The organism is Vibrio sp. 2017_1457_13 (genome assembly GCF_030851525.1).
Taxonomy (GTDB): domain Bacteria; phylum Pseudomonadota; class Gammaproteobacteria; order Enterobacterales; family Vibrionaceae; genus Vibrio; species Vibrio metschnikovii.
Genome location: NZ_VHTA01000007.1, coordinates 236,735 through 249,164, shown reverse-complemented (window position 1 = coordinate 249,164; position 12,430 = coordinate 236,735). Strand labels below are relative to the sequence as shown.

9 protein-coding genes and 1 pseudogene are annotated in these 12,430 nt (G+C 44.0%); 7 read left to right on the top strand and 3 right to left on the bottom strand.

Annotation, left to right across the window (positions count from 1 at the left end; translation table 11 throughout):
• Positions 1–195 precede the first annotated feature (195 nt).
• A pseudogene (locus FKN88_RS12155) lies at positions 196–333 on the bottom strand (IS5/IS1182 family transposase); the annotation flags it as partial.
• Positions 324–515 carry an NlpC/P60 family protein gene (locus FKN88_RS12150; protein WP_306687663.1) on the bottom strand — a complete coding sequence of 64 codons (192 nt, stop codon included), beginning with the start codon at positions 513–515 and terminating at the stop codon, positions 324–326. The gene FKN88_RS12150 and the pseudogene FKN88_RS12155, both read right to left, overlap by 10 nt.
• Positions 516–646: 131 nt before the next feature.
• On the opposite strand from FKN88_RS12150, the gene FKN88_RS12145 reads away from it, so the two are divergent.
• The 7 genes from FKN88_RS12145 to FKN88_RS12115 all read left to right on the top strand — a co-directional run bounded on the left by FKN88_RS12145 (position 647) and on the right by FKN88_RS12115 (position 11,144).
• Positions 647–1,036 (top strand): helix-turn-helix domain-containing protein, encoded by a 390-nt coding sequence (locus FKN88_RS12145; RefSeq protein ID WP_306687662.1) that lies wholly within the window; start codon positions 647–649, stop codon positions 1,034–1,036.
• 79 nt (positions 1,037–1,115) lie between these two features.
• Entirely contained in the window at positions 1,116–2,021 is a 906-nt protein-coding gene (locus tag FKN88_RS12140; RefSeq protein ID WP_306687661.1) for a restriction endonuclease, read from the top strand.
• Positions 2,022–2,027: 6 nt separating this feature from the next.
• A complete protein-coding gene (gene hsdR / locus FKN88_RS12135; protein WP_306687660.1) occupies positions 2,028–5,462 on the top strand; it encodes a type I restriction-modification system endonuclease in 3,435 nt (1,144 codons plus the stop codon).
• Positions 5,463–5,504: 42 nt separating this feature from the next.
• The gene (locus FKN88_RS12130; protein ID WP_306687659.1) at positions 5,505–7,037 is read left to right on the top strand and encodes an N-6 DNA methylase; all 1,533 of its coding nucleotides are present in this window, start codon (positions 5,505–5,507) and stop codon (positions 7,035–7,037) included.
• Positions 7,034–8,665, top strand: a complete 1,632-nt coding sequence (locus tag FKN88_RS12125) for a restriction endonuclease subunit S (protein ID WP_306687658.1) — start codon at positions 7,034–7,036, stop codon at positions 8,663–8,665. Before FKN88_RS12130 ends, FKN88_RS12125 begins: the two co-directional genes overlap by 4 nt.
• Positions 8,665–10,266 (top strand): AAA family ATPase, encoded by a 1,602-nt coding sequence (locus FKN88_RS12120; RefSeq protein ID WP_306687657.1) that lies wholly within the window; start codon positions 8,665–8,667, stop codon positions 10,264–10,266. Before FKN88_RS12125 ends, FKN88_RS12120 begins: the two co-directional genes overlap by 1 nt.
• The gene (locus FKN88_RS12115) at positions 10,266–11,144 is read left to right on the top strand and encodes a hypothetical protein (RefSeq protein WP_306687656.1); all 879 of its coding nucleotides are present in this window, start codon (positions 10,266–10,268) and stop codon (positions 11,142–11,144) included. Before FKN88_RS12120 ends, FKN88_RS12115 begins: the two co-directional genes overlap by 1 nt.
• On the opposite strand, the gene FKN88_RS12110 is transcribed toward FKN88_RS12115, so the two are convergent.
• A complete protein-coding gene (locus FKN88_RS12110; RefSeq protein WP_306687655.1) occupies positions 11,141–12,379 on the bottom strand; it encodes an integrase domain-containing protein in 1,239 nt (412 codons plus the stop codon). The genes FKN88_RS12115 and FKN88_RS12110 overlap by 4 nt on opposite strands.
• Between the last annotated feature and the right edge of the window lie 51 nt (positions 12,380–12,430).

Genomic DNA, 12,430 nt, shown 5'->3' with positions numbered 1-12,430 from the left:
TGAAGTGCTCTTTGATGGTATTAATATTCATGGCAACACCTTAAAAAAGGAGCATAAGATCACAGCCCGCACGTCAGGTCAAACTTAACCTCGCATTGCGCAAAAAACGTTCATGATCTTGCCCTGCGTCATGTCCACAGGGGCTTTGTTGCGTAATTCATTTTCGAAGCAGAGCAGACACATTTCGGTTAATTGTTAGCCAACACGGCAAGTTTTAGGCATCCCAAACCCTGTAAGCTTATTCAACGCTTTGATCATCGCGTATGTTTCACCAACTTGTGCGTTGTAATTTCTTAGACGTAACCGTCCACCAAGCAACTGCTTCACACGATACTTAAATGGCTTAAGACGACTTTCACTGGTTTGCCATTTGCGTACTCTTCTAAAGCACATATCTCTACATTACCGCTTGGAGAGTTGTGAAGTACTTTCCCTTTGCTTAAGTAGATTCCGGCATGCTCCACCAGCAGCTTTGAACGATAAAGCAGGTCACCAATATTAAGTTTATTCTTCATAAATTATCCTTTTTAAATTAAAGTATTTGTATGCAATAAAAAGATTGAAATGCGTAAAACGTATATCAATTCGTTTAATCTATGCATATGCGCTTAATTGTTCAAGTATAAATTTGTTATGGGTGGTGAAAATGCAAGAGAAAATGGTTTCTTACTCATCGATTTTAGGCGTAGTCGTCGCGAATAAACGAAAAGAACTAGGGGTTGAGCAGAGCGTATTAGCTGAGAGCATGGGCCTTTCGCAAGCTAGCTATAGTCGCCTCGAGTCTGGAAAGTCAACGTTCTCAGTCGACCAGATGTTTGAATGTGCCAAAGCTCTGGGTATTGATCCTGAGGTGCTATTTCATTCAGTTGTGAATACGGTTAACAATCTTCAGGATAGTGAACAAGTCTCCGTACAAGCCCAGCTAAGAGCTAACGCAACAAAAGCTAAATCTGAAGGGGGGAGCAATGTAGGTACTTTCATTGCGGGAGCGGCCTTGGGAGCATTAATAGTTGGATTGGCTGGCAAGTCCAAATAAACGTAACGGATATCAATATAACTGATTGTATATCTTGGTATATTGCCGAAATTAAAAGTCAAAATGGTTAGGGTGTGTAGTGCTTCCAAGTTATCAAGATTTAATGAAGCCAGTCTTAGAGGCTGCGAAGAATGAAGAAGTTAAGCTGAGTAACGTTGTAGACTTGCTAGCGGAGCATTTCAATCTGTCAGAAGACGAGAGAGCGGAACTTCTTCCCAGCGGACGACAAGCAGTTTTTACAAACCGAGTTGGGTGGGCCAAAACCTATCTAACGAAAGCAGGGCTTTTGGACTCAACAAGGCGTGGTCATTTCGTGATAACAGAGTTGGGGCAAGATGCTCTAATCAGTGGTGAAGAGATCAATAACCAATACCTTAAACGTTTTGATGAGTTCAACGCGTTCACTAAGCAAAAAAACGGTGATTTAGCCAAAGTCGAAGAGACAACGCTGTTTAATAATGATGTGACGCCTGATGAAATACTAAGAGCGGCATACAAACAAATCAACGATGCATTAGCGTCAGACATCTTGTCTCGAACACGCAAAGTATCTCCAGCTTTTTTTGAGCAACTACTTATCGACCTGCTACTAGCAATGGGTTATGGCGGTAGTGATGAAGGAATGGCCCACACATTGGGACGAAGTGGTGACAACGGCGTCGATGGTGTCATCAACCAAGATCCACTTGGAGTTGACCAAATCTATATTCAAGCTAAACGTTATGCGGACGGCAACAATATTAGCGCCGGTGATATCCGTGACTTCTTTGGTGCGCTTAACCTAAGGAAGGCGCAGAAAGGTATCTTTATCACTACCTCTGATTTCACGCCTTCCGCTGTTCAAACCACAAAAGATTTAGGCATGCGCATCGTACTGATTAATGGCAAAGAGTTAGCCAAATTGATGCTCCGCTACAACATCGGTAGCCGAGATGAGCAAGTGATTTACTTAAAACGCATTGATGAAGAATTTTTCGAAGGATAATACGTCATGGCAGACTTCAGTAATTTTGATTTCCTAAAATCGCACCAAGATTGGCTTTTTAAGTTAGCTGAGAGTGCGGAGCGGAATTTTGTCCCCTTTCCAAATACGACGCTGGTTAATATTCGACAGCTTGGGGAAGCCATTGCCCAGACTATCGCGTCTCGAGTTGGCGTTGAATCCGGCGCTAATGTCAGGCAAATAGACCTTCTTAAAGAACTAGATTGCGTACTTCGCCTTGATGATAATGTTCGAGATGCCTTCCATACGATCCGCAAGCTTGGAAATAACGCCACTCATATCTTTGACAGCAGCACTCACAGAGATGCACTTAAAGCATTAATGGTAGGTCATGCTCTATCCATGTGGTTCCATATTACTTTCGGAGGAAGCGCGGCCAAAGGCTTTAAAATTCAGAAGTTCGTCAAGCCTGAAGACCCATCAGACTATGTTCGCCAGCTTGAAGAGCAAGTTGATAGACTAAAAGTTGAATCACAGAGAACGCAAGATCGCATTAAGGTCGCGGAAGAACTTAGCAAAGTTGAAGCCAATAAAGCGCAAGCTGAGAAGTTACGTGCCGAAAAAATGGCTGAAGAAAAGGCCATTTGGGAAGAGTTAGCTGAAGAGCATGAGAATACTTTGTCCTCATATCGCCTCAAGATGGATGAAGCAAACATTGTTTACTTCCAAACTTTTCGTTCTAAATCTAAAGCAGATCAAGCTTCTGAAATTCAGCGTATTGAGAAGTCTCCCTTTGAGATGGATGAAGCTGAGACTCGAGTCATTATTGATCAGCAATTGGTGGATGCCGGATGGGAAGCCGATACTGAAAATCTTCGATATTCAAAAGGTGCGAGGCCTGAACCGAACAAGAATAGAGCCATCGCAGAATGGCCCACAAAATCAGGTCCGGCAGACTATGCGCTTTTTATGGGAATGACTCTCGTAGCAACCATTGAGGCGAAAAAATCTGCGAAGAATGTGTATGGCGCAGTTGATCAAGCAAAACGCTATGCAAAAGGTATCCAGCACTTACCAAGCAACGTTGAAGTGACCCAGCATAATGAATTTTTGGTACCAGTGGTGTTTGCCACCAATGGCCGTGCGTATTTAAAACAGCTAAAGCAAGAAAGCGGTATTTGGTTTTTAGACGTCAGAGACAGTACCAATCGTAGAAAAGCCCTCAAAGGCTGGTACAGCCCCCCCGAGCTAAAAGAATACTTGCGTCAAACACCTCGAAAAGCCAACGCAGAGTTGGATGAAATGGGCTTTGAGTACGAGTTAAAGCTCCGTGACTATCAAAAAGCAGCCATCCTCTCTGTAGAAAAAGCGATCAAAGATGGAGAAGAAAAGGCGCTGGTGGCAATGGCAACGGGAACGGGTAAGACAAAGACCTGTATAGCCTTGGTATATCGACTGCTGAAAGCACAACGTTTTCGTCGAATTCTGTTCTTAGTAGACAGAAGTGCCTTGGGCGTTCAAGCCTCGGTTGATTTTGGTGAAGTGCGAATGGAAAACCTCAATACTTTCGCAGACACCTTCGAAGTGATGGGCATGGAGCCGGATAAGGCCCCGAAAGCCGTACCTGATGATGACACCAAAGTACATGTAGCGACAGTGCAGGGCTTAGTGAAGCGCATCATGTACCCATCAGAAAATGGTTCAAAACCAGGTGTAGGACAGTACGATTGTATCGTGGTCGATGAGTGCCACCGTGGATATTTGCTTGACCGAGAACTCAGCGATACTGAGATTAAGTTTCGGGACCAAAAAGACTATATGTCCAAGTACCGCGCTGTTATCGAATATTTTGATGCCTTTAAAGTGGGTTTGACCGCTACACCTGCGATTCACACAGTCGATATATTCGGTGAGCCAGTATTCGAATACAGCTATACCGAAGCTGTGATTGATGGGCACTTAGTCGATCACTTACCGCCTGTTCGTATTCACACCAAGTTAAATACGGAAGGAATCAACTATCAGGTTAACGAAGAAGTTCAAGTTTATGATCCGCAAACTCAGCAGCTTGATTTGATCCACACGCCAGATGAGTTGGATTTTGATGTTTCGGATTTTAATAGAAAAGTAATCGCCCCAGAGTTCACCAAAGTGATCTGTAAATGGCTAATCGAAAGCGATTCTTTAAACCCGTACTCACAAGAAAAGTCATTGATTTTCTGTGTCACAGACCGCCACGCCGATGAAGTCGTAGAAGCATTAAAACAAGCGTGTGAAGACTATCACGGCGAAGTTGAAGATGATGCAATTCAGAAAATTACGGGTGCCTCGGATAAGCCGCTGGAAAAAATACGTCTGTTCAAAAATGACCGCTTACCGAATATTGCCGTAACGGTGGATTTGTTAACGACGGGTGTCGATGTGCCGAGCATCTGCAACCTAGTGTTCTTGCGACGTGTCAACAGCCGCATCTTGTTCGAGCAAATGCTTGGTCGAGCTACGCGCCGTTGTGACGAGATAGGTAAAGAGCGATTCCGCATCTACGATGCTGTAGATATCTACAAACAGCTTGAGAAAGTGAACACAATGAAACCTGTTGTGACCAAGGTCGACATTACCTTCTCTGAGTTGGAGCAAGAGATCACCAAGGGGGCGGATACCAAACTGCAAGATCTGGCTAAAGATCAATTTCTTGCCAAACTGCAAAGCAAGAAGAACCACTTAACACCACTTCAACAGGATGAATTTGAGCGAATCGTTGGCAAGCCACCTAAAGAGTTCGCCAAAGAACTGAAAGCAATGAACACAGAGGATGTGGCGATTTGGTTTGTTAGCCATCCTGGCTTAGGCGAGCTTCTTGATATGAAAGTACAGGGCGGCAGTGGACGAAACAAAATAGTGATATCAGACAAGCCTGACGACGTTACTGGTACATCAACGGGCTATGGCAGCGGCCAGAAACCAGAGGATTACTTGTCATCGTTTGCTGCCTTTGTAAACGCAAATAGTAACCGGATGGTGGCATTACAAACGGTTATCCAAAGACCATGGGAGCTGACACGAACTGACCTCAAGCAACTCGTTGTAGAGTTGGAAAAAAACGAATTTAGAGAGGAAGAGCTAAAAGTAGCTTGGAAAAAAGTGAAAAATGAGGACATCGCCGCCCGAATTATTGGTTTTATCCGACAAGCCGCAATCGGTGAGGCCCTTATTCCGTATGAGCAACGTGTTGATAATGCCTTGCAGAAAATACTTGCGAGTCGTGCTTGGAAAACGCCGCAACGAGAGTGGTTGGAAACTATCGCCGCCCAGATGAAAGCCAACATCGTTGTTGACGAGTCTAACCTCAACGAAGGTATTTTTAAGCAACGCCTTGGTGGTTTCCAACGAGCGAACAAGCTTTTCGAACAGCCTGTCGTTGATCTCCTCGCGCAATTTAACCGTGCTATTTGGTCAGATGATGACCGTAAAGAAACCGCATAATCGGTTACAATACCCAACAATTTAACTGAACTAAGAACAACGATGAGCACACAAGACTTAATCAACAAACTTTGGAGCCTTTGTCATTTACTACGTGACGATGGTGTTACTTACAATGAATACCTTAACGAGCTGACATTCCTTGTTTTCTTGAAAATGGTAGAAGAAACAGGTCAAGAAAAGCTGATCCCCGAGGGGTACCGTTGGAAAGACATTGAAAAGTTCAATGCTGCAACACGCCTTGAAGAATACAAGAAACTACTGGTTCACTTAGGCTCGCATGGTTCACTCATTACCAAAGCAATTTTCAACAACGCTTCAACCTGCATTCGCAAACCAGCAACACTGACAAAACTGGTCACAGAGATAGACAAGCTTGACTGGTATTCGGCTAAGCAAGAAGGCTTGGGCGATATGTACGAAGGCCTGCTGGAAATCAACGCAAGCGAGAAAAAATCCGGTGCAGGCCAGTATTTCACCCCTCGAGTGCTGATTGAGGTGATGGTTGAGCTGATGAAGCCAACCCCGAAAGATAAACGTCACAATCAAAAAGGTGACGTTATCGTTGACCCTACAGCGGGCACTGGCGGCTTTTTGATTGCAGCCCATCAATACATGGAGAAGAACTTCGATGTGACGGGGCTGGATGAAGCTGATTACGACAGCTACCAGCATGACACCTTCTTTGGCATGGAGTTGGTGCCTGATACACGTCGCCTGGCAATGATGAACCTGATGCTGCATGACTTGGCAGTGGATGATGAAAACTCAGGGGTTTTGTACGGCGATACGCTATCGAACGAGGGTAAAGCCTTACCAAAGGCATCGCTCATTCTTGCTAACCCACCATTTGGTACCAAACAAGGTGGCGGTATTCCAACCCGTGACGATCTTGTGCACTACACCAGCAACAAGCAACTGGCATTTTTGCATGCCATGTATCACGTTATGCTCAAGCCTGGCGGCAGAGCTGCTGTCGTATTACCTGACAACGTGCTATTTGAAGGTTCGACAGGTCGTAAAATTCGTAATGACCTGATGGACAAATGCAACCTGCATACTATCTTGCGCTTGCCTACAGGGATTTTCTACGCAGCCGGTGTGAAAACCAATGTGCTCTTCTTTGATAAGCCAACCAATATCAACCAAGACAAAGGTAATACCAAAAAGGTGTGGGTGTATGACCTTCGCGTCAATATGCCGAAATTTGGAAAACGTACCGTCTTAGAAAAAGAGCACTTTGACGAGTTTTACCGAGCTGTGGGTAGTGATTTAACGCAAGTGGACGAAGTTCAGCGCCAAGCCTTTATTGATAACCATCAAAACGGTAGTGCTGTGGGTAATATTGATACTTGCCGCTTGCGTGCGTTTACCCGTGATGAGATTAAAGCCAAAGGTGACTCGCTAGACTTGGCTTGGATCCGTGATGATAGCTTGGAAGATGCGGCCAGTTTGCCTGACCCTGATGAACTTATTGCTGAAGCAATTGAAGAGTTAGCAGGGGCTATTTCTGATTTGCAATCAATTTTAGTTGATTTAGGCGGTGTAGAGGCTTCTGACGAGGTTGTGTTATGAATTGCTCGCCAGAAAGTTGGGATTTAATTGAACTTAAGAAACTTTTCTCCTTTGTACTAGGAGGAGATTGGGGCAAAGATTGTGACTTCCCTGAGGAAGGTTATGAATATGCCTACTGTATTCGAGGTACGGAGTTTAAAAACTGGAAAAAGGATAAAGGAAGCACTAGTGTTAAGCGCCTTATTAAGAAATCTAGTTTGGAAAAACGGACTTTAATGCAAGGTGATATTCTTGTGGAAATCTCTGGCGGTGGGCCTGATCAACCAGTAGGTAGAACAGTCCTAATCGATAAGTCAGTACTAGAGCATAACCCTGACTATCCTAAAGTATGCACTAATTTTCTTCGGTTGGTGAGAACCAACGATCTAGTTGATTCTGGGTATTTGAATCATTACCTAAATTATTTTTACCTTACAGGAGAAGTTGTTAATTACCAAGGAGGTAGCAATAATCTTCGTAACCTCAAGTTTAAAGAATATGAGACGATAATGGTTCCCGTTGCTCCTAAGCCGGAACAGCTAAGAATTGCGGATCTCCTAGACGAAATTATAACAAAACTAGAAATGGCAAAGTCTCGCCTCGAAAACATTCCTAAACTACTAAACCGATTCCGAAAGATAATACTGGAACTGGCGACATCTGGTGAGTTAACTGAGGAATGGAGCTCTAAGAATGAAAAAAAATGGCATGAGACAGAGCTAATTAACTTAATTTTGGCGAAGCCAAGAAATGGCAAATCACCTAAAGGTGTTGCTGGACCTACCCCTTATCGAAATTTGACCCTTTCTTCAATCACTCAGGGCACATTTATCGAAGGGTGCTTTAAGTATGTGAATTTGGATATCGACAGTAGTTCGCACCTTTGGGTTAAGAATGGTGATCTACTCATACAAAGAGCGAACAGTATCGACTATGTCGGAGTAAGTGCATTGTATGAAGGGGATGATGATAAATACGTATACCCTGACCTTATTATGAAATGCCGAGCTAACTCTAAGGTATTGCCAAAGTACCTGCATTTAGCCTTGTCTTCAGAAAAAGTACGCAAGTATTTTCGTGATAACGCTACGGGCACAGCGGGTAACATGCCCAAGATTAATCAAGTTGTCGTGTCAGCTGCTCCTATTTGCTACCCAGAGTTGGATGAACAAGCTGAGATTGTTCGCAAGGTTGGAGAGTTATTTGAGCTAGCAAATGCCATTGAACGAAAATATGAAGCCGCAAAGCTTCGTGTTGACAAGCTAACACAATCAATCCTTGCACGAGCGTTTCGTGGTGAGCTGTTTGAACCTTTCACTGATAAGGCAGATCGAGTTGCTCAACCGCAATCAGCAGATGTCACTGATGAGCAGTCTTCAGCGGCAGAAGAAGCCTCATTAGAACAGTTAGATAAGAGTCCAACTCAACCTCGGTCGACAACAAAAGCCGTAAATGACAATAGTGAATTGCTAGCGCAGCTAAAGTCTGTCAAAAAAGCTATGACGGCACAGCAACTATTTGATAGTTCATCTTTCGAGACATTCAAAGCCATTGATGAGTTGTTTGTTGAGTTAAAACGTCTGTTAGAACTCAATTTGGTCGAAAAAGTGGGTGAAGGCGAAAACTGTCAGTTTAAGGCTGCTAAGTAGTGAAAATAGATTACTTGCACATTCGCAGTGGCTTTAAAAACGTTCAAGATTTAGAGATTGAATTTGATAACAGGCAACTGTTGACCGTTCTTATCGGACGAAATGGTTCAGGCAAATCGAACGTGATTGAGGCACTAGTTCGCATTTTTCGTGCGTTAGATTTTGGCGATGAGCCCGCGCCATTTAGCTACAAACTCGGATATTCACTGGGGGCATCCCAAGGTAGGCGTATCGAAGTTGATGCGTCACCGGAGTATGGCTCGACGCCAATTCAGCAACACAAAATACAAGTATCGACGTTAGGCGAAAGTGGTCAGTACTCTCTGCCAGAAAGCATATCTTTATCCAAAGTGACACGAGATAAGGAAGGTAATTCAGATTATCTGCCAAAGCACTTATTCGCCTATTATTCAGGTCCTAGTGATCGCTTGGAGGACTTGTTTAAGCCGCACAGGACCAAGTTTTATAACCAACTGCTAAAGAACCAGGTGAAAATTGAGGATGAGGTTCGTCCTCTTTTCTACGCCAAGCCTTTTCACAGTCAGTTTGTGCTGCTGGCTTTTTTCTTAAATCAGCAAAAAGGTGTCGGGCGAGAGTTTCTAGAGGATCATCTAGGCATAACAGCTTTTCATTCTGTTCACTTTGTTTTCCGCAGGCCGACAGAATGGAGCAGCATAAATAAAAAGGACTTATTCTGGGGAGCTAAAGGTGTCGTCAGAGAGTTCCTCAATAGATTGTTGCCACATAGTCTGGGGGCGATAAAAGCAGAACGAGAAGAGTCAACATCATTAACAGGAAGAGGAAAAAACAATGAGTTTGTTCACTTATTTTTGCCTGATCTCTACAGCCTGAAGAAAGTGGCACAAGGCCTCGGGGCCAAGAACTTTTTCAAAATGCTCGAAAGCACCTTGTTGTCTGACCTGCTGAGTAGTGTGCACATCAAGGTTCGACTAAAAAATGGGGAAGTTGTGTCATTCAGCGAGCTCAGCGAGGGTGAACAACAACTGTTAACTGTACTTGGGCTATTAGAGTTTACTGTTGAGGAAGACTCTCTGTTCTTGCTTGATGAGCCGGATACGCACTTAAACCCTGCATGGGCTGCCAAATATCACTCGTTCCTGAAGCGATTCATACCTGATAAACGTTTTTGCCATATTTTGATGGTCACACACCACCCGCTGGCTATTGCCGAGCTAAACAAGGAACAAATTCAGGTTCTCAGGAAAGATGCTGATGGGCAATCACTTGCTCAAACGCCGTTGGAAAGCCCGATTGGAATGGGCGTCAATGGCATACTAACCAGTGATATGTTTGACATGGCAACGACGCTGGATCAGCATACGAGCAAAGTGATTGAAGATAGGCGAAGAATTCTTGAAAAAGACACTCTCACTGAGGCTGAGGTTAGGCGATTGAATGAACTGAACGATTCACTCGATCGATTGGGGTATAGCTATATACATCCAGATGAAGATTATCGACAGTTCTTAATTGCTCGTAAAAAAGCCATGCAGCAGATGGAGGCTGAAAACAAGGACTCGACAGAGTATCGCCTCAAGCTCATTAACGCGATTTTAAAAGACCAAGGATTGATTGAGTAGTGCGTTACATAGATCCAAATCTTATCGACCAGTGTAAGCCTGCTAATTGGGACGTTAATTCACAACAATGGGCACAAAGAGTACAACGAGCTGCTGACAAGTCTGCTGAAATTAAATCAATTGGCAGTAAGTGGAGTGACTTTAAACCTAACTTCATTCGCGAGTTTGGGGATAAGTGTTGGTACTCGGAGGTCCCGAGAATAGGTACAGATTTTGATGTCGACCATTTTAGACCCAAAGGTGACGTAAAAATTTCAAAGCAGTCTTATGCTACTCGATTAGTTCATGGGATAAGCCAAAGGCACCCAGGATACTGGTGGTTAGCATTTGAAGCGAAGAACTATAGGTACGCTTGCATTGAGGCGAACCGGCCAAGAGCGAATGGAGGTAAGCATGATTACTTTCCTCTTATGGATGAAGCAACGCGAGTTTGGAACTGTTGTAATATTGCTGCTCACGGGGGAGAGGACGTTAAGCTATTAGATCCATGTTGTTCAATTGATGTTACCTTGGTTTCTTATGTGCAATATCCAGGTGCAGTTATGTCTCGCTATAGCGAAATATCGCACCCCGATGAGTATTCTCGTGTTCGTGAGAGCGCGAAAAGATATAACCTCAACAGTAAAACGATTAAGGGCGCGAGAAGCGAAGTCATCAAGAAAGTGAAGGATTCATTACACTTCATAGAGCTACACGCATCGCTTTCCCCAGCACAGCAAGTCACAATGAATGGCTTTTTGGCTACAATGGAGCAGAACTTGGTTGATGCTTGCAATCGAAAGTCCGCTTTTTCTGCAACAGCCGTAGCCTTTATTCGCGAGAAAAAGCATGAACCTTGGTTAGCCAATCTATTGCCAAGGCTTGATCTGTCGGATTAAATCACTTTTAACTGCTTAGTCCCCGTTACAGAGAGGCTACCTTTGGCGGCCTCTTCTATATGCTCGCTCCACCAGCACATCATTGGCTTTCTACGTTCGAGATAATCCGTGCGGTTATAGGCACTTCGAACTTGGTTATCATCAACGTGGGCTAGGGCTGCTTCAACTAAATCAGGATCAAAGCCTTGCTCATTGAGAGTGGTACTCGCTAGAGATCGTAAACCGTGACTAACCAGCCTTCCAGCAAAACCCATACGTTTTAGTGCCATATTCGCCGTTTGGCTATTGCAGGGCTTCTTAGGATCTCTATCTGACGGAAAAACAAAATCTCGATGGCCGCTTATCGGCTTCATCACTTCCAATAGCGCCAGCATCTGCTCAGTGAGCGGGATGCGGTGCTCTCTTCTTTTTTTCATTCTCTCGGCTGGGATGGTCCATATTTTTTCTTCCCATTCAATCTCATCCCATCTAGCGCCTGCGGCTTCAGAAGGCCGTGTCATGGTGTGAAGTTGCCACTCAATTAAACAACGAGTAGTACGCTTTATACTGGCATTGGCGATAGCTCCCATGAGCTCTGGTAGTTCTGTCGGTGCCAATGCTGCCATGTTTTCTTTTTTGGGCTTTTTAAAAGCAGCACGAATACCGGTCAACGGGTTGGCTTGGATGAGGCCACAGTTGGCAGAATAGTTCATTACCTCATTCAGTCTTTGAACTAAGCGCTTAACCGTTTCTAGGCTACCCTTGGCCTCTATTGGCTTAAGAAGGTCTATGACTTGTGGTGCAGTAATTTGTTTAACCGGTGTATCAGCAAGGGAGGGGAAAATGTGTAAATCAAGAGAACGCCAAATATCAACGGCATAGTCAGGAGTGATATCGTGCTTTTTGATTTCAAACCATTCTTTAGAAACATTCAAAAATGTATGTTCATGAATCGCTTTGTGTTCCTGTAACTTTTGCTCTTTATGTTCCTGAGGATCAATTCTTTGTGCGATCAACTCTCTTGCTTCTAGAGCACTTTTTCGTGCCTGTACAAGAGAAACATCTGGATAACGTCCTAAGTTGAGATTTGCTCGTTTGCCATTTGTTGGCCTGTAGTAATTGAGTTGCCATTGTTTAGAGCCACTTGGCAAAACCCGTAGCTTTAGACCTTGGCCGTCAACAAGGCTGTACTCTTTTTCCTTGGGCTTCGCATTTTTGACTTCTGTTGCGGTGAGAGGTTTCGTTTGTCTAGGCATGTTAGGAACCAAAAATAAGGAACATAATATTAAGGTTCCTACAATGGTTAC

Excerpts from the sequence above, each read along its gene's own strand:
- FKN88_RS12150 (WP_306687663.1), bottom strand. The coding sequence starts at position 515 with ATGAAGAATAAACTTAATATTGGTGACCTGCTTTATCGTTCAAAGCTG.
- FKN88_RS12145 (WP_306687662.1), top strand. The coding sequence starts at position 647 with ATGCAAGAGAAAATGGTTTCTTACTCATCGATTTTAGGCGTAGTCGTC.
- hsdR (WP_306687660.1), top strand. The coding sequence starts at position 2,028 with ATGGCAGACTTCAGTAATTTTGATTTCCTAAAATCGCACCAAGATTGG.
- FKN88_RS12130 (WP_306687659.1), top strand. The coding sequence starts at position 5,505 with ATGAGCACACAAGACTTAATCAACAAACTTTGGAGCCTTTGTCATTTA.
- FKN88_RS12125 (WP_306687658.1), top strand. The coding sequence starts at position 7,034 with ATGAATTGCTCGCCAGAAAGTTGGGATTTAATTGAACTTAAGAAACTT.
- FKN88_RS12110 (WP_306687655.1), bottom strand. The coding sequence starts at position 12,379 with ATGCCTAGACAAACGAAACCTCTCACCGCAACAGAAGTCAAAAATGCG.